The organism is Skermanella rosea, assembly GCF_016806835.2.
GTDB classification, from domain to species: Bacteria; Pseudomonadota; Alphaproteobacteria; order Azospirillales; family Azospirillaceae; genus Skermanella; species Skermanella rosea.
Genome location: NZ_CP086113.1, coordinates 79936 through 97236, shown reverse-complemented (window position 1 = coordinate 97236; position 17301 = coordinate 79936). Strand labels below are relative to the sequence as shown.

Below are 17301 nucleotides of genomic sequence, written 5' to 3'. Positions count from 1 at the left end.
TCAGATGCTCCGGATGCGGGTGGTGCGCGGCAGTGCCGTCGCGGCGCCGCCGCAGACCAGCAGCACATCGACGCCGCGCGGGAAAAGCGCGTTGTTGCGCGCCCAGGCGGCGGCGAAACCGTCGGGCAGCCCCCGGGGCGCTATCCGCCGCTCACCGTCGATGCCGGGACCGGACAGAGGCAGGGGAGCCCCGCCGTCCAATGCCGAAACCGTGACGAGCAGGGTCGCGGACCGGTCTGGATGTTCCGCCGTGCCGATGGCGAAACCGTCCGGCACGGACGGGCAGGGACCGCCGCCGAGGATCGCGAAAGCGCAGGCCTCCGCGTCGCGGGTCAGACGCGCGCCGGTATGGAATGCGATCCAGCCGGCCAGACCGGGCGCCTCGCGCAGGCGCTCGTCCAGATAGACCGGCGTGTCGCCATCGGCCAGCGCGGCGACGACGGCGGCTGCCGCCGGTGCCAGCGCGGCCGGCGCACCCATCCGGGAGTCGAGGACGGCGATCGTGCCGGGATTGGCGAAAGCGTTCATGACGGCGGCGAAGACCGCCTGGGAACCGAACACCGGATCGTGGAACCCGCCCTGGACAGCCGTATCGGCCGCTCCGGATGACGGGGCATCGGGAAATCGCTCCGCCATCAGTCCTCGCCCCGGGCCATGGTGAAGAAGTCCACGCGGGTAGCCGCAGTCTCTTCCGCGAGCACCCGGTCGGCGGCGGCTTCCGCCGCGATGGCGGGTTCCACGACGTTTGCCTCGATCCGGCCGCGCCAGTCATCCCGCTGCCAAAGGGCGTCCAGGTGTGCCGCAAGGCTGGCCTTGGCCGTGTCCCGGCCCAGCACGATGGCGTGCCCGACTTCGCCGCTGGACAGCCGCACGCTGGCCCTGGTGACCGTGGCCTCGCCAAGGTTGAAGGGAGATCCGCCGCCGCCGATGCGCCCGCGCAGCATGATCAGCCCGACTTCCGGACCACGCACGGGCAGGGCCTCCGGGATCGCGTCGCCGAGCTTCGTCAGAGCGTTGTCGAGCCAAGCTCCCGAAGCGCTCGCGAACGCGGTGATGGCACGCTGCCGGCCGACGGTTTCCGCGGGAACCGGCCCTTCGGAACCAAGCCCATCGGTTCGTTCTGATATCCCGCTCTGACCCATGCATCACTCTCGGAAACGGCTGGCTTTGAACAAATTGTCTATTCATCTAGACAATTATTCCGGTGTGATGCATATTGACGTCTGCGAGTGACATACTGATGACGGTCACGTGACTCAAAAGTAAAGACTGCATACGGCGGAATTACCGTGACGCCCGATCCAAACCTCGGAATCAGTGGAATTCCGCTGGCCGAGCGAGGCTGGATGTTGCGTGCGAAACGGTCCGGCGCTGGATCGGCAAGGCAGGGTTTGCCCGCCGCCGCGCGTTCTCCTGGAATTCGCCACACTCCTTACCAGAACAACGACGGATCAGCCTCGATCCTCATGCCCGCCCGTCGCTCGAATTTGGCTTGCCTTCACCTCAACTCCCCTCTTAAGCGCTCTTACCCGAACCGCCCGAACCGGCCGGCCCAGCGATCCAGGCAGGCCAGGCCGAAGGCGGTCGGCTTCAACGCCGGGTTCCGCTGGACCGGGTCGTGCAGGCCGAGCCGCCGGGCGGCAAGCAGCTTGCCGTAGGTCAGCAGGCTGTCGATCGATTGCATGACGAAGACGATCAGCGGAAGGATCTCGGCATAGCGTTCCCTCGCTCCGTGCTCGTCGCCGGCCGCGAAGGCGGCATGGATCCCGATCAGGCGATCGGCGACGTCCGGGGCCGGGATGATGCCGGCACAGCCGGCCGCGAGATTGTCGACGATCTCCAACCCGCCCCGGCCGTTGAAGACGGTGAGCCGATCCCCGGTGTCCCCGATCAGGGCGGCGATGGCGACGGCCGACGCTTCGCCCTTCAGCAGGCGGAACTGCGGGCATCTCGACGCCAAAGTCCGCAGCCCCGGCGCGGTCAGCCCGACCCCCAGATATTCGGGCGCGTTCTGGATGGCGAACGGCAGTTCGACGGCCGATCCGACCGTGCTGAAGAAATCGACCAGGTCGTCCTCGGGCGTGCCGCCACCCGGCGGCGGCTGGAGGATCAGCCAGTCCGCCCCGACCGAGCGGGCATGGCGCGCCGCCGCGATCTGAGCCTCGGCCGTGGGCTCGAAGATGGTCACCGCCAGGGGAACCCGGCCGCCGACATCCTCGGCGGTCCAGTCCATCAGCATGCGGCGTTCGGCGGGCGTCAGGCTGCGGACCTCCGTCGCCAGTCCCAGCACGGCGATGCCGTGCGCGCCCATCGCGATCAGGGCGTCGACCTGACGGCGCATCGCTCCCCGGTCGAGCGTGCCGTCGGCGTTGAAGAAGGCATACAGGATCGGGTGGATGCCGGCGAGCGTACTGGGACCGGCCCCTGGGCTGGCGGACATGGCGACTCCTCTGGCGACGGACTGGCGATCGGCGCAAAGATGCGGCGGCGGATCACCAGTCGACGATGGTGCCGTCGTCCATCACGGCCTCCAGGGATGCGAAGACTTCCTGCTCGAAGGGATGGCGGGCTGCCGCCTCCTCGTCGACCTCGATGCCCAAGCCCGGGGCGTCCGGCACAAGCCACCAGGCGCCCTCGCGCCGTACGGGAGTCCGCACCAGCACCTCGTCGTACCAGGGAACGGACTTGTCCATGACTTCCTGGATCACGTGGTTGGGCGTGGCGACGGCGAAATGCAGGGCCGCTGCGGCGGCGATCGGGCCGTTGGGATTGTGCGGCGCCACGCCGATACCGGCGACCGATGCGGCGGCGGCTATGGCCTGCGCTTCGAGCAGGCCGCCGCAATGGTTCAGGTCGGGCTGGACGATATCGACCGCCCGGGCGGCGATGACAGGCTCGAACTCGTCATGGCCGATCAGGCGCTCTCCGGTCGCGATCGGACAGGCGGCGGCCCGCCTGATCTCGGCCAGGGACTGGACGTCGCCCGGCTGGATCGGCTCCTCGACGAACATCGGCCGGAACGGCTCGACCGCCCGCACATATTGCAGCGCCGCCTTCGCCGACGCCGGTCGGCCATGGAAGTCGAGCATGATCTCGACATCGTCGCCGACCGTCCTGCGCAAGGCCGCCATGGTCGTTTCGACCAGCCGAAGCCCCTCGCCCGTGGCGGTATGGTGGGTATAGGGCGAGAGCACGACCTTGAACGCCGTATAGCCCAGCGCGACGAGGCTGGCGGCAGATTCAGCGAGCCGGTCCGCTTCCAGCGCGCCATAGACGGCGCGCATGTCGCCCAGACCGAGATGGGTGTATATGCGCACCCGGTCGCGCACCCTGCCGCCCAGCAGGCGCCAGACCGGCAGCCCGGCCGACTTGCCGAAGATGTCCCACATAGCATGTTCCAGGCCGCTGATCGCGGTCATGCCGATGGCGCCGACCTTCCAGAAGCCGTGCTTGACCAGCGCTCGGACATTCTGCCGGATATCGCGGGGATCGCGGCCCAGCAGAATGGGCTTCAGGTCCTCGATGGCGCCGACCACGGCCCGGGTCTTCCACTCCAGGGTCGCCTCGCCCCAGCCGTGCAGGCCCTGGTCGGTGGCGATCTTCACGAACACCCAGTTCCGCATCTCCGCGTTCACCACGGTCGTGGTCACGTCGATGATCTTCATCTGGTCCTCCCGCCCCGGTCCCGATCGCAGCCTCCGGGAGGCTGCGCCGTCCGGTATGATATTCTTGATGATAACGTAACCATAAGCTCGGCCGGACGGCAAGCGCCCGGCGGATCAGCCCGCCGGCACCGGCGGCGTCTCGTAGAGCGTCGCGCCGTCCACCTCGATGCGCACCTCGACCAGATAGCGGCGCACGGTCTCGAAGTCGATCGTCATGCCCAGGCCGGGCCGGTCGGGCAGCCTGATCATCCCGTCCGCATCGGGAACCAGCCGTTCCACGGTCAGGTCGCGCGCGACCGGCTTGGTTTCGATCGGGTACTCGCAGATCTCATGGCCGGCCAGTCCCGCGAACGGCTGGAGCGACGCGCTGAGCGCGAGGTTGGACGTGAAGGTGTGATTCACGAAGGTCACGCCCCTGGCCGCGGCGTGACGCGCGACCTCGAAGGCCGGGCCGATGCCGCCGATACGTCCTGTGTCGATCTGGACGAAGCCGAGGCCGGCGCCATCGATCATGTGGCGGGCCATGTGAACGTCATGGCACCCCTCGCCGCCGGCGAGACGGACCGGCGACTGCCGGGCAAGCGCCGCATAGGCCTCGATCGCGCCGGAGACGAAGGGTTCCTCCAGCCACGTCGCCCCCGCTTCGGCGAGTGCCGGAAGCCTGGCAGCGGCGGCCTGGACGTCGTCCTCCCAAACCGTTCCGGCATCGATCAGCAGGATGCCGTCCGGACCCAGCCCCTCCCGCGCGGCGTGGACCTGGTCGCGGTCCGCGTCGACCGATCCGGTACCATAGGGACCCCAACCGAACTTGGCGGCCTTGAAGTTCCGGGCCCGGATGCCGCGGGCCTTCTCCAGGGTTTCCTCCGGCGTGTCGCCGAACAGCACGGAAGCATAGGGCTTCTTGGCATAGGCGCGGTCGTACCCCAGGAGACGCCAGACCGGCTCCTGGCGGCGCTTGCCGAGCAGGTCCCACAGGGCGATCTCGATCCCCGACAGCGTGTGGTCGGTCTGCAGCAGGTCCAGGCTGTTGCGCTTCACCAGCCGGGCGATGCGGGCGATGTCGGCGGCCGTGTCGAACGCCTGACCCAGGACGGAGGCGATGACCGGCTGGCAGGCGCCGTGGCTGCGCGGGCAGACGAGGCTGGCGATGGAGACCAGCGGCGCCGCTTCGCATTCGCCCCATCCGACATAACCTCCGGCCGCGACCCTGACGAGCAGCGCGTCCTGGCTGCCGTCGCCCTCCGTCGTCACGTCGGGCATCTTGACATAGAAGAAATCCACCGCTTCGATTTGCATCGCCTTTACCCTTGCTGTTGAATGCCGGCTATCCGCAGGATCGGCTTCGAACGTTTCCTGCCGGTTGCCCACCATCGAGAAGCGACTTTTTCCGGATGCAGAACCGCCCGACTTTGAAGGACGTGGCCAAGGCGGCCGGCGTCTCCAACATCACTGTGTCCCGGGTGGCGAACGGTTCCGGGCTGGTCCATCCCGACACCCGCCTGCGCGTGGAGGAAGCGATGCGCACCCTGGGATACCTGCCCAACCTCGCGGCGCGGGCGATGCGGACCAACCTGACCGGCACGATCGGTTTCCTGGTGCCCGACCTGACCAACTATCCGAACGCCGCCGTTGCCCAGGCCGCCGAACGGCGGCTGGCGGAAGCCGGCTTCGGCATGCTCTTGGCCAGCAGCGCGCTCAACCCGGTGCGCGAGGCGAAGGCGCTGGCGTCGCTTCAGACCAGGCAGGTGGACGGCGTCGTCCTGTACGTATCCGACGAGGCGGACCCGGAGTTGCTGACCACCCTGCGCCGCTTCAAGACGCCCGTGGTGGTGCTCGACCGGACATTGCCGCTGAACGCCGAGGTCGATTCCGTGATCTGCGACCATGCCACGGCGATGCGCGAAGTCGTGCGCTATCTGATCCAGCTCGGCCATCGACGCATTGCCCTCCTGGTGCCCGAGCTGCGCATCCGGCCGGTGACCGAGCGGTCCACCGCCTTCAGGACCGCCGCGGCCGAGGCCGGGATCGCGGAGTCCAACGCGACGGTCGTGCAGGTTTCGGCGGCGACCGCCGCCGGCAGCGTCCCGGCCCTGACGCTGCTCGAGGGGCCGACCCCGCCGACCGCCATAATCGCCGACGGCAACCGCCTGCTGCGCGGCGTGATCCTGGCATCGCGCGCCCTGGGCCGGGCCATTCCGGCCGAACTGTCCGTCATCGGCATCGATACCGACGACATGGCCCTGGTCTGTACCCCCGAGATCACGTGCATCGTCCGCGACTTCAACGAAATCGGCCAGCTGGCCGCCGACCTGATGCTGCGCCGGCTCACCGCCCAGGCCGCGGCCCCGCAGCAGGTGATCCTCCCCTCGCAGGTGGTCCTCCGAAGCTCCTGCGGGCCGGCTCCGCGCGGTTCCCGCTGACACCATTCCAACATATTCATTGTTGACGTTACCATTGTTATCTTTGAGGATGAAACGGGCGGGACGGCACGGTCGTCCCTGACCCGGGCCGCCAGATAGGCCCGATCAGATAGGCCCGATCGGTCTGGCCCGATCCGGTCGGGCAGGGAAAGCAGCGGGAGGAACTGCGCCGGCCAAAGCCGGCAAGCAACAAATCACGGACAAGAAATAACGGGAGGGGAAAATGCCGAGAACAAGGTGTTCCATGCTTGCCGTCGCGGGTCTGGCGTCCGTCATGGCCCTGGCGGCCACGATGATCTCCGCCCAGGCCGAGACCTGGCGTGTCCAAACGTCGATGACCGCCGGCGAGTCCTTCTATACGGATATCGAGAAATACTGGCTGCCCCGGCTGGCGGAGATGACCGACGGCAAGCTGACGATCGAGCTGACGCCCGTCGGATCGGTCGTCCCCTACAACGAGACCATGGACGCCATCGGACAGGGCATCCTGCAGGGCGACATCACCGCCACCACCTACTTCACCGGACGCAACAAGGCGTTCTCCATCCTCGGCGACCTGATCGCCGGGTATGACCGCCCCGAGCAGATCAGCATGTTCTGCTATCACGGCGGCGGCCGCGAACTGCTTCAGGAAGCCTACGACAAGTTCACCGACGGCACTGTCCAGGTGATCGGATGCAGCCCGATCGCCCGCGAGGCCTTCGTGGCCAAGGTGCCGATCCGGAGCGTCGAGGATTTCAAGGGAAAGAAGGTCCGCGCACCCGAAGGTCTGGCGTCGGAAGTCTTCAAGCGGGCGGGCGCGTCGGTCGTCGTGCTGCCGGCGGCGGAGACCTTCTCCGGCATCGACAAGGGCGTGGTCGACGCGGCCGACTTCTCGACCTACACGATGAACGACAGCCTGGGCTTCAACAAGATCGCCCAGCACCCGGTCTATCCCGGTATCCACTCCATGCCGCTGATCCATTTCACGGTCAACAAGGCCGCCTACGACGCGCTCAGCGCCTCGCACAAGACGATCCTCGACGTCTGGTACCGGGCGATGATCGACGACCTGCGCATGCGCAACGACATCAACGACCGCCAACTCGTCGCCCGCGACCTCGCGGCGGGGATCGACGTGGTGGACTGGCCGCAGGCGGAGCGGGACAAGTTCCGCGCGATCGCGGTCGAGGCGTGGCGCGACTACGCACAGGGCGATCCGCTGGCGGAGAAGGCCTATGCGGCGCAGGTGAAGTTCATGAAGGGGATCGGCCTGCTCCAGGACTGACCGTACCGAACGCCCAGCCTCAAGGCCGGGCTCCCCTTCCAGGGAGATCTCCATGCGCTGGATCGAACGGCTGAACGACCTCCTCGGTGGGGCCGTGGCGTGGTTCTACATGCTTTCGGTACCGGTCATCGCCTACGAGGTGCTGATGCGGTACATCCTCAATTCCCCGACATCCTGGTCCTTCGACCTCACCATCCTGCTGTGCGCCGTCGGGTACCTGCTGTCCGGCGGCGCCGTCACCAAGGCCGAGGCGCACATCGCGGTGACCAGTCTCCAGGACGTCGCCCCGTTGCGCGTCAAACGGGCGATGAAGCTCTTCGGCCATCTGGTCGGCATCTTCGCCATGGCCGGCCTGGTCGCGGCGTCGTGGAAGTCCGGCCTGCGCGCCGTCACCATCGGCGAGCGCACCGGCGGTGCCTGGGATGCCCCGACGCCGGCCATCATCAAGCCCCTGATCACCGTGGCGGCGATCCTCGTGCTGCTTCAGCTGCTGATCCTCGTGGCCCGGGAACTCACAGGGAGCGGCGCGGCGGCGCCGGCCGGCAAGGGGACCCCCGGCGAAGGCGGGCCATAGTGGATATCGCAACCATTTCCCTTCTCATCGTCGCCATCATGGTCGGCCTGATGATCGCCGGCGTGCCGCTGGCATGGATCACGATGAGCCTCGCCATCGGTTGCACGCTGGCCTGGCTGGGTCCCGCCGGGCTGCCGCTCGTCGCGAGCCGCGTCTATGGCTTCGTCAACGAATACGTCTTCGTCGCGATCCCCCTGTTCGTCCTGATGGCCTGCATCCTGGAGCGGTCGGGAGTGGCCAGGGACCTGTACGACGCCATGCGCCTGTTCGCCGGCAACCTGCCGGGCGGAGTCGCGGTGCAGACGACCCTGGTCGCGGTGGTCATGGCGGCGATGACCGGAATCATCGGCGGGGAGATCGTCCTGCTGGGCCTGATCGCGTTGCCCCAGATGATGCGTCTGGGCTACGACAGGAAGCTCGCCATCGGGATCATCTGCGCCGGGGGGTCGCTCGGCACCATGATACCCCCGTCGGTCGTCCTGATCGTCTACGGGCTGACGGCCGGCGTGTCGATCAGCGAACTGTTCCTCGCCTCGGCGCTGCCCGGACTGCTGCTCGCGGCGTTCTACATCGCCTATGTCATGATCCGCTGCATCCTGAACCCGGCGCTGGCCCCGCGCCCGCCGCGCGAGGAGCTGGATATCCCGTTCGGGCAGAAGATGAAGTTGCTGAAAGGCCTGATCCTGCCGATCCTGGTGGTGATCTGGGTGCTGGGCAGCATCTATGGCGGCATCGCCTCGGTTACCGAGTCCGCGGGCGTGGGGGCGTTGGGCGCCATTATCGCCGCGGCGGCCCGGGGCGAGCTGAACTTCAGGATGCTTCGGGAGTCGGCCATGCGGACGATGATCACGGTCGGCGTGATCATCTGGCTCACCCTGGGCGCCAACGCCTTCATCGGCATCTATAACATCATGGGCGGCACGACCTACCTGCGCCAGACGATCGGAGACCTTCCGCTCCCGCCGTTCGGCATCCTGCTGGTGATGATGGGAATCCTGCTGGTGCTGGGCTTCGTCATGGACTGGATCGGCATCTGCCTGCTGACCATGCCGATCTTCGTGCCGGTGATCAAGGCGCTGGGCTACGATCCGGTGTGGTTCGGCGTGCTGTTCTGCATGAACATGCAGGTGTCGTACCTGACCCCGCCCTTCGGCCCGGCGGCCTTCTACCTGAAGAGCGTCGCGCCGCCGGAGATCGAGTTGCACACGATCTTCAGCAGCCTGCTGCCCTTCATCCTGCTCCAGATCGCGGCGCTGATGCTCGTCATGCTGTTTCCCGGCATCGCGACGCTGCTTCCGAGCCTGATGGGGTGAGGCAGAGCTGCCGGGCCCCCCGGCCCGGCAGCTCCGAATCCCCGGCGCTGAAGCTTAACCGCCTGTCACCCGATCGCCGGGAGGGGTTGAGGATGAACCGCCGCCGGTCAGACGGCCGCCTTGGACCTGGTGAAATAGGCGTTCTTCAAGGTCCGCTGATTTTCGTAGATGGAGCCCTGATGACGCGATGGCGGCAGCGGCAGGCGGACCGGCACGGCGGTCGACCGCGGGGTCACCGAGGGGTCGTCGCCGCACAGCATCAACGCCTGCCACTCCTGCCAGGACGGCTGCTGGGAGCCGACCAGCGGCCAGGCGTCGGCGGCGCGGTACTGGAAGAGCAGCAGGCGGCGCGGCTTGGACGAGACGTTCGTGGCCGAGCCGTGGATCGTCCGGACATGGTGGATGCTGACGCTTCCCGCCGGGCCGGTCAGCGGGACCGCCGCGCCGAAATCGATGTCCGACTCCGACGGATCGATGGCGCCGCAGAACTCGCCGTCCGAATGATGGTCGAGCACCGGCCCGCGGTGGCTTCCGGGAATGCACAGGAGCGGTCCGTTCTCCACCTCGCAGTCGTCCATCATGACGCCGACCGCGGCGAGATCGTCGTTGGTATGGGGATAGAAGGCCCAGTCCTGGTGCCATTCGACCGCGGCACCGTAGTTCGCCGCCTTTACGTTGAGCTTGGACGTGTCGAAGCGGATCGCCGGGCTGACCAGCTTCCGCAGGATCTCGAGGATGCGGGGATGACGGGCGATGCCGTCATAGACCTCATGCTGCAGGTGCGGTGTCTTGATCCGGCGCACCCGCGGCTCGGCCGCGCTATGGCCCGGTTCCAGGTCATAGACGGCGTCGTGACTGCTGACCTCGCGCGAGCGGGCGATGAACTCGTCCGTCACCGCGCGCAGGGCCGCGACCTCCTGCGCGGACAGCACGTTCTGGACCACGAGGAAGCCGTTCTCCGCGTAGGAGCGGATATCCGTTTCCGAAATCATCGTTCCTCCCTGCCGAAAACCGGCGCGGCATCCCCGCGCCGCCTTGATGATGTCGCAGTTCGATGAGACCATTTTTTGGTAACGTTATCATAAAGCAATCATCCGGACTGGCAAGGTGGATTGCGCATCACCGTTCCCGCAGTTCGGAAAACAGTCCCGAGGAAGCTTGCCGATGACCGGCCCTTCGGCGCCGGGAGCAGCCACGGGGCCGCGTTTGCTGCCGCCCGCCCGCGATGGTCAGGGCACGGGATTCGACATCCCGTTCTCGACGAAGCGCTCCGCCCAGTCCAGTGTCCTGCCCAGTTCGGCGAAGAGCCATTCCCTGAAGCTTCGGATTTTCGGCAGGTCCGTCTTCGTGCGCAGCGTCACGAAGCCGTGGCCTTGGGCCTTCATGCAGTCGCCCGGGAAGGGGACGATCAGTTTTCCGCTCCGGATCTCCTGCTCGGCAAGCAGCAGGCTGTCCAGGCAGACTCCGAGCCCGTCGACGGCGGCGGTGATGGCCATGAAGGAGCGGTCGAACCGGGGGCCCCGCTCCATGTCGAGCCTCACCCTGCGATGGCGCCGGCCCCAGTCGCGCCAGCTCAGGATCGTGATCTCGGAATGGATCAGGGTATGGTTGGCAAGGTCGGCCGGGCGCCGGATCGGTTTGATCCCGTTCGCCAGGGAGGGCGAGCACAGCGGCACGATCGTGTCGTCCGGAAAGGGGACCATGACGGCGCCGGCGGCGGCGGTGCCGGGATTATAGCGGATGTCGACGTCCACCGTACCCTGGTTCAGGGTAACGGGCAGCATGGAGGCGTTCAGGCGGATATCGATGCCGGGATGCGTTTCGCCGAACCGGGCCAGTCTTCTCATCAGCCACTGCGAGGCGAAGCTCGGCGTGGAATGGACGGTCAGGACGGCGCCCGTCCCGGCGACCGCGACGGTGCGGGTGGCGGCATCGATGCGGGAGAATGCGGCGATGACCTCCGTCGCGAGGTGCTGCCCGGCCTCGGTCAGGACCACCGCGCGATGGACCCGATGGAAAAGCGGGACCCCGAGCTGCTCCTCCAGGAGCTTTATCTGATGGCTTACCGCCGAAGGCGTAACGGCCAGTTCATCTGCTGCGGCAGCGAACGAACCGAGCCTCGCGGCAGCCTCAAACGCTTGAATCGACTTGATCGACAGCCTGTTTTGCATTGCCGTATTCACATGAACTGAATTCAACAATAGCCCATTTTATTCATTTGAGCACATTACCTCAACCAATTAGATTCAGCTCACCACAGCGACACTGGGCAACTACAGCAGACGGCGCATCAAGATCATGGTGTGGATTGGTGCGAGTCGTAGTTCGACTTGATCGCCCTGTAGAACAATCTAAAAGAGGTGAGGGAATGCTTCTCGCAAACAAGGTTTGCGTCGTCACCGGCGCGGCTTCGGCGCGGGGTATCGGCCGGGCAACCGCCAAACTGTTCGCCCTGCATGGCGGACGCTCGATCATTCTCGACTTGAACCAGGAGCAGGCCGCGGCGGCCGCGTCGGAACTGGGCGAAGCCCACCGGGGCATCGCCTGCGACGTGACCGACAGGGAAGCCTGCGCAGCCGCCATCGAGCGCGTGGTCGGCGAGTTCGGCCGGGTCGACGTGCTGATCAACAACGCCGGCATCACGCAGCCGCTGAAGTTCATGGACATCGCTCCCGAGAACTACGACGCGGTGCTCGACGTCAATCTGCGGGGCACCCTCTACATGAGCCAGGCGGCGGTCCCGCACATGCGCAGGCAACGCTCTGGCTCCATCGTCTGCATGTCGTCTGTGTCGGCCCAGCGCGGCGGCGGCATCTTCGGCGGACCTCACTACAGCGCCGCCAAGGCCGGGGCCCTCGGGCTCGCCAAGGCGATGGCCCGCGAACTGGGACCGGACAATGTCCGCGTGAACTCGGTGACGCCCGGTCTGATCCAGACCGATATCACCGGCGGCAAGCTCACCGGCGAGTTGAAGGCCGAGATCCTCAAGGGCATACCGCTCAACCGCCTCGGCGACGCGGAAGACGTGGCGCGGGCCTGCCTGTTCCTGGCGTCCGACCTGTCCTCGTACATCACCGGCGCCACCATCGACGTCAACGGCGGCATGCTGATCCACTGACGGGAGTGGCCGTCCCGCACGGCCGCCCTTCGGTCCGAGTGCCGCCACCCACGCGTCACGAGCCCGACCGCGCCGTGACACCGAGGACGCTGGAGAAAAACATGCAGACCAATCCGCTGGGACACAATGTCGACCTGGCCGAGCGCGCCTACCGCATCCGCCGCAACGCGCTGCTGATGGGCGAGGTCCAGGGCCAGGGCTATATCGGCCAGGCGCTCGACATCGCCGACGTGCTGGCCACGGCGTACTTCCACGCCATGCGTTACCGCCCGGAAGATCCGGAATGGGAAGGGCGCGACCGCTTCCTGCTGTCGAACGGACACTACGCCATCGCCCTCTACGCGGCGCTGATAGAGGCCGGCATCGTGCCGGAGGAGGAGCTGGAGACCTACGGCAGCGACGGCAGCCGCCTGCCCATGTCCGGCATGGCCGCCTACACGCCCGGCATGGAGATGTCCGGCGGCTCGCTGGGGTTGGGGCTGTCGATCGGCGTCGGCATGTGCCTGGGATTGAAGCGCAAGGGCTCGCCGTCCCGCGTCTATACCCTGTTCTCCGACGGCGAGCTGGACGAGGGATCGGTCTGGGAAGCGATCATGTCGGCGGCCCACTGGAAGCTCGACAACCTGATCGGGATCATCGACGTCAACAACCAGCAGGCCGACGGCCCCTCGACCCAGGTCATGGCCTTCGAGCCGCTGGTCGACAAGCTGCAGGCCTTCGGCTGGTTCGTCCAGCGGGTGGACGGCAACGACATAGAGGCCGTCCGCGCGGCGTTCGACGCAGCCCGCGACCATGCCGAGCCGAAGCCCCGCATGATCGTCTGCGACACCCGCATGGGCCGGGGCGTCCCGTTCCTGGAAGCCCGCGAGAAGAACCACTTCATCCGCGTGGATGAGCACGAATGGCAGATGGCCCTCGAAGCCCTCGAGGCCGGGAGGACGGCATGACCAGCACCACCAATACCAACGTCGACACCAACGAGGGCGCGAGTCCCAAGCCGCGCCTGAAGACCTCGGCGATGATCGCCTCGATCGCCGCCGAGGGCCAGCGCACGAAGCCGGCACCGTTCGGCCACGCCCTGGCCGAGCTGGCCGAAAGCCGGCCGGAGATCGTCGGCATGACCGCCGACCTGGGCAAGTACACCGACCTGCACGTCTTCGCGAAGGCCCACCCCGACCGCTACTACCAGATGGGCATGGCCGAGCAGCTTCTGATGGGTGCCGCGGCCGGCATGGCGCACGAGGGCTTCGTGCCCTTCGCCACCACCTACGCGGTGTTCGCCTCGCGCCGGGCCTACGACTTCATCCACCAGACCATCGCCGAGGAAAACCTCAACGTCAAGCTGGCCTGCGCCCTGCCGGGCCTGACCTCCGGCTACGGGCCGAGCCACCAGGCCGCCGAGGATCTGGCGCTGTTCCGCGCCATGCCGAACATGACCGTGCTCGACCCCTGCGACGCGCTCGACACCGAGCAGATGGTGCCCGCGATGGTCGCTCACCAGGGTCCCGTCTACATGCGCCTGCTGCGCGGACACGTGCCGCTGGTGCTCGATGAGTACGGCTACCGGTTCGAACTGGGCAAGGCGAAGATGCTGCGCGACGGCACCGACGTGCTCGTCATCTCCTCCGGCATCATGACCATGCGCGCCCTGGAAGTCGCCAAGTCGCTGGAGGCCGACAAGGTGGACGTGGCGGTGCTGCACGTCCCGACGATCAAGCCGCTGGACGCGGAGACGATCCTGCGGGAATCAGCCCGTACCGGCCGGATGGTGGTGGTCGCCGAGAACCATACCGTCATCGGCGGCCTGGGCGAGGCGGTCGCCGGCCTGCTGCTCCGCTCCGGAGTGGCGCCGAAGTTCAGGCACATCGGCCTGCCGGACGAGTTCCTGCTCGCCGGCGCGCTTCCCACCCTGCACGACCGCTACGGCATCTCGGCCGAGGCCGTGTCCGCCAGCATCAAGGGCTGGCTCTAGGCCGGGCCGCACGACCGGCGAACCCGTTCCGACGACCGGCATCAGGGTGCCGGAGCAGGCATCGCGCGCGGGGTGCCTGGCAGATCCCGATCCGATTTCCCGCGCGACCCCACGACCCATAACGCGACCCCAACGACCAATAACTGGAGGAAACGATGAAACGGTTACTTGCGGCGCTGGCAGTCGGCGCCACCCTCGTGGCGGCCCCGGCCTGGGCACAGCAGGTCCTGCGTCTCGCCCATAACGCGGCGCCGGGCAACCCCAAGGCGGAAGCATCCCTGAAATTCGCGGAACTGGTGGCCCAGAAGACCGAGGGCCGCGTCAAGATCGAGGTCGGCGGCAGCGCCCAGTACGGTGACGACGTCGAGGCGCTGACCAACATGCGCCTGGGAACCCTGGCCTTCAGCGCCAACTCCCAGGGTTCGACCTCCGGCGTGATCCCGCAGTTCGCCGTGCTGGGCCTGCCTTTCCTGTTCCAGGAGCTTCCGCAGGCCTGGAAGGTGCTGGACGGGCCGGTCGGCGAGCAGCTCGCCGCCGATGCCAAGGCGAAGGGGCTGGTCCTGCTCGCCCTCTGGGACAACGGCATCCGGCACACCAGCAACAACGTGCGCCCGATCGAGAAGCCCGAGGATCTGGCCGGCGTCAAGGTCCGCACGCCCCCCGACCCCATGACGGTGGACATCTTCAAGGCGCTCGGCGCCAATCCGACGCCGATGGCCTTCTCCGAACTGTACATAGCGCTCCAGCAGGGCGTGGTGGACGGCCAGGAGAACCCGCTGATGAACATCTGGTCCTCGAAGCTGCACGAGGTCCAGAAGTTCATCTCCCTGACCGCCCACAAGTACGAGGCGACGCCGCTGTTCGCCAGCGCGGTCGTCTTCGGCACCCTGCCCAAGGCCGACCAGCAGGCGGTGCTCGACGCCGCGGCCGAGGCGGGCAAGCTGAACCGGGAGCTGTCGCGGAAGGCGGACGCCGAACTGCGCGGCGAGATGGAGAAGGCCGGCGTCAAGTTCAACACCGTGGACCCGGCCGCTTTCGTCGCGAAGACGAAGCCCGTCTACGACAAATGGCAGGCGCAGTTCCCGGACCTGGTGGCCCTGGTCCAAAAAGAAGCCGCCGCGGCGAAGCAGTGATGGAAGTCCTCCATGAACGGGAGATGACGGGGGCGGGCTTGCCCGCCTCCATCATCCAGGGGGCGGACACGGTCATCGCCGTCGCCGCCACCGTCATCGCCATCGGGGCACTGGTATCCCTGTTCCTGTCGCTCATGGCCGAGGTCGTCGTCCGCTACCTGACGACCCAGGGGCTGGGGTGGCCGTCGGAGATGCCGAACCTCCTCTTCCCCTGGCTGGTCATGGCCGGGATCGTCCTGGCCGCGCAGCGCGGGGCGCACATCTCCGTCACGCTGGTCCTGGACATGCTGGGGCGCCGCGGAGCCCGGCTGCTCCTGCTGGCCATGCAGGTCGTCGTGGCGGCCACCTTCTTCTACCTGGCCTATATCGGCCTCGCCGTCATCGAGATCACCGGGAGCGAGGTCTACCCGGTCACGGGGATCTCCGCGCGCTGGGCCTATCTCTCGCTCATCGTCGGGTTCATCGGCGTCGGCCTGACCGCCGTCACCACCTTCGGGCGGCTTCTCCTGGTCGAGGATCCGCGCTCGGTACGGGCCCATGTCGCGGAGGAAGAACTATGACACTGGTTATGGTCGCGGTCTTCGCCGTCCTGCTGCTGCTGGCGTTCCCGGTCGGCTACGCCCTGGTCATCAGCTCCGGCGCCGCCGTCATGACGCTCGGCGCCGTGCCGACCGTCATCGCCGTCGTGAAGCTGTTCCAGCCGACCCAGAGCTTCCCGCTGCTCGCCATCCCGTTCTTCATCCTGTCCGGCGCCCTCATGATGAGCGGGACGCTCGGCCAGAAGCTGGTCCGCTTCGCGGCCACGCTGGTCGGGCGTTTCCCCGGCGGCCTGACGCAGGTCACGGTCGTCGGCTCCACCATCTTCGGCGGGGTCTCGGGCTCGGCGGTCGCCGAGGCTTCGGCCCTGGGAACCATGCTGATCCCCTGGCAGAAGCGCGAAGGCTATCCGGCCGCCTTCGGCGCCGCCACGACCGCGTCCTCCGCCGTGATAGCGGGACTGATCCCGCCCTCGATCCCGCTGATCCTCTTCGCCGCGGTCTCCAACGCGTCGATCGCCTCGCTGTTCCTGGCCGGCATCCTGCCGGGCCTGCTTCTGGCCTTCGGCATGATGCTGGTCTGCTACGTCAGCGGACGTGTCCGGAAATTCCCGCTGCTGACCGAGCGGATCACCGGACGGGACATCCTGGGCGCCTTCCTCACGGCGCTGCCGGCGCTGCTGATGCCGGTGTTCATCCTGGTCCTGCTGCGCTTCGGCATCGCGACGCCGACCGAGGTCAGCGTGATCGCGGTGGCATACGCCCTGCTGGTCAGCCTGCTGATCTACCGCGACCTGACGATCGGGCGGGTCTACGGCGCCCTGGTCGGGACGGTCGTCACCACGGGCGTCGTCATGCTGGTCATCGCCGCGTCCAACCTGGTCGGCTATGTGCTGATCACGGAGGCCATTCCCAACGCCGTGGCGCAGTATGCCCAGAACGTCCTGCAGGATTGGTGGCTGATCATCCTGGCCATGAACGTGATCATGCTCGTGGTCGGCATGTTCCTGGACCTTCCGGCCGCGATCCTGCTTCTGGGCCCGACCTTCGTCGCCGTCGGCTCGGCGATCGGCATGGACGTCATCCAGCTCGGCATCATGATGGCGGTCAATCTCAGCATCGGTCTGTTCACGCCGCCGATCGGGACGACGCTGTTCATCTCGGCCGCGATAGCGCGCGAGCCGATCGGCGCCATCGTCCGGGAGCTCTGGCCCTTCTACCTCGTGGCCCTCGTGGTCCTGGGCCTGGTGTCCTACGTGCCGGCCTTCACGCTGTACTGACGCCGAGAGGCGCCGTATCCGAA

Annotated in this window: 17 protein-coding genes; 10 read left to right on the top strand and 7 right to left on the bottom strand. The window is 67.2% G+C overall.

Translation table 11 applies throughout. From position 1 onward, the window contains the following. The 5 genes from phnH to JL101_RS31765 form a co-directional block, all read right to left on the bottom strand. Entirely contained in the window at positions 1-636 is a 636-nt protein-coding gene (phnH, locus tag JL101_RS31785; RefSeq protein WP_203099425.1) for a phosphonate C-P lyase system protein PhnH, read from the bottom strand. Beyond that, on the bottom strand, positions 636-1142 hold the full coding sequence (phnG, locus tag JL101_RS31780) for a phosphonate C-P lyase system protein PhnG (RefSeq protein ID WP_203099424.1): 507 nt from the start codon (positions 1140-1142) through the stop codon (positions 636-638). Before phnG ends, phnH begins: the two co-directional genes overlap by 1 nt. 383 nt (positions 1143-1525) lie before the next feature. After that, complete coding sequence (locus JL101_RS31775) at positions 1526-2440, bottom strand: dihydrodipicolinate synthase family protein (protein ID WP_203099423.1); 915 nt, start codon at positions 2438-2440, stop codon at positions 1526-1528. Between the two features lie 52 nt (positions 2441-2492). Next, positions 2493-3665 carry a galactonate dehydratase gene (gene dgoD, locus JL101_RS31770; RefSeq protein ID WP_203099422.1) on the bottom strand — a complete coding sequence of 391 codons (1173 nt, stop codon included), beginning with the start codon at positions 3663-3665 and terminating at the stop codon, positions 2493-2495. A 114-nt stretch (positions 3666-3779) separates the two neighbouring features. After that, the gene (locus JL101_RS31765) at positions 3780-4961 is read right to left on the bottom strand and encodes a mandelate racemase/muconate lactonizing enzyme family protein (protein ID WP_203099421.1); all 1182 of its coding nucleotides are present in this window, start codon (positions 4959-4961) and stop codon (positions 3780-3782) included. Between the two features lie 95 nt (positions 4962-5056). Between JL101_RS31765 and JL101_RS31760 the strand changes: the two genes are divergently transcribed. From JL101_RS31760 to JL101_RS31745, 4 genes are all read left to right on the top strand, one after another. Next, positions 5057-6085 carry a LacI family DNA-binding transcriptional regulator gene (locus JL101_RS31760; RefSeq protein WP_203099420.1) on the top strand — a complete coding sequence of 343 codons (1029 nt, stop codon included), beginning with the start codon at positions 5057-5059 and terminating at the stop codon, positions 6083-6085. 244 nt (positions 6086-6329) lie between these two features. After that, positions 6330-7352, top strand: coding sequence for a TRAP transporter substrate-binding protein (locus JL101_RS31755; protein WP_203099419.1), 1023 nt, complete (start codon positions 6330-6332; stop codon positions 7350-7352). Positions 7353-7404: 52 nt separating this feature from the next. Then, the gene (locus JL101_RS31750; RefSeq protein WP_203099418.1) at positions 7405-7926 is read left to right on the top strand and encodes a TRAP transporter small permease subunit; all 522 of its coding nucleotides are present in this window, start codon (positions 7405-7407) and stop codon (positions 7924-7926) included. Further along, complete coding sequence (locus JL101_RS31745; protein ID WP_323374756.1) at positions 7926-9239, top strand: TRAP transporter large permease; 1314 nt, start codon at positions 7926-7928, stop codon at positions 9237-9239. Before JL101_RS31750 ends, JL101_RS31745 begins: the two co-directional genes overlap by 1 nt. A 107-nt stretch (positions 9240-9346) precedes the next feature. Here the strand turns inward: JL101_RS31745 and JL101_RS31740 are convergent, their stop codons facing one another. Beyond that, complete coding sequence (locus JL101_RS31740; RefSeq protein ID WP_203099417.1) at positions 9347-10231, bottom strand: phytanoyl-CoA dioxygenase family protein; 885 nt, start codon at positions 10229-10231, stop codon at positions 9347-9349. A 237-nt stretch (positions 10232-10468) separates the two neighbouring features. Then, positions 10469-11410, bottom strand: a complete 942-nt coding sequence (gene gcvA / locus JL101_RS31735) for a transcriptional regulator GcvA (RefSeq protein WP_203099416.1) — start codon at positions 11408-11410, stop codon at positions 10469-10471. A gap of 197 nt (positions 11411-11607) precedes the next feature. Here gcvA and JL101_RS31730 point away from each other — a divergent pair, with 197 nt between their 5' ends. The 6 genes from JL101_RS31730 to JL101_RS31705 all read left to right on the top strand — a co-directional run bounded on the left by JL101_RS31730 (position 11608) and on the right by JL101_RS31705 (position 17278). After that, positions 11608-12357, top strand: a complete 750-nt coding sequence (locus tag JL101_RS31730; RefSeq protein ID WP_203099415.1) for an SDR family NAD(P)-dependent oxidoreductase — start codon at positions 11608-11610, stop codon at positions 12355-12357. A 101-nt stretch (positions 12358-12458) separates the two neighbouring features. Then, entirely contained in the window at positions 12459-13304 is an 846-nt protein-coding gene (locus JL101_RS31725) for a transketolase (protein WP_203099414.1), read from the top strand. Next, on the top strand, positions 13301-14329 hold the full coding sequence (locus tag JL101_RS31720; RefSeq protein ID WP_228435612.1) for a transketolase family protein: 1029 nt from the start codon (positions 13301-13303) through the stop codon (positions 14327-14329). The genes JL101_RS31725 and JL101_RS31720 overlap by 4 nt, the downstream gene beginning before the upstream one ends. 155 nt (positions 14330-14484) lie before the next feature. After that, positions 14485-15462 carry a TRAP transporter substrate-binding protein gene (locus tag JL101_RS31715; RefSeq protein WP_203099412.1) on the top strand — a complete coding sequence of 326 codons (978 nt, stop codon included), beginning with the start codon at positions 14485-14487 and terminating at the stop codon, positions 15460-15462. Continuing rightward, positions 15462-16022, top strand: coding sequence for a TRAP transporter small permease (locus JL101_RS31710; RefSeq protein ID WP_203099411.1), 561 nt, complete (start codon positions 15462-15464; stop codon positions 16020-16022). Before JL101_RS31715 ends, JL101_RS31710 begins: the two co-directional genes overlap by 1 nt. Next, positions 16019-17278: a TRAP transporter large permease gene (locus tag JL101_RS31705; RefSeq protein WP_203099410.1), complete on the top strand. Its 1260-nt coding sequence runs from the start codon at positions 16019-16021 to the stop codon at positions 17276-17278. Before JL101_RS31710 ends, JL101_RS31705 begins: the two co-directional genes overlap by 4 nt. Positions 17279-17301 lie beyond the last annotated feature (23 nt).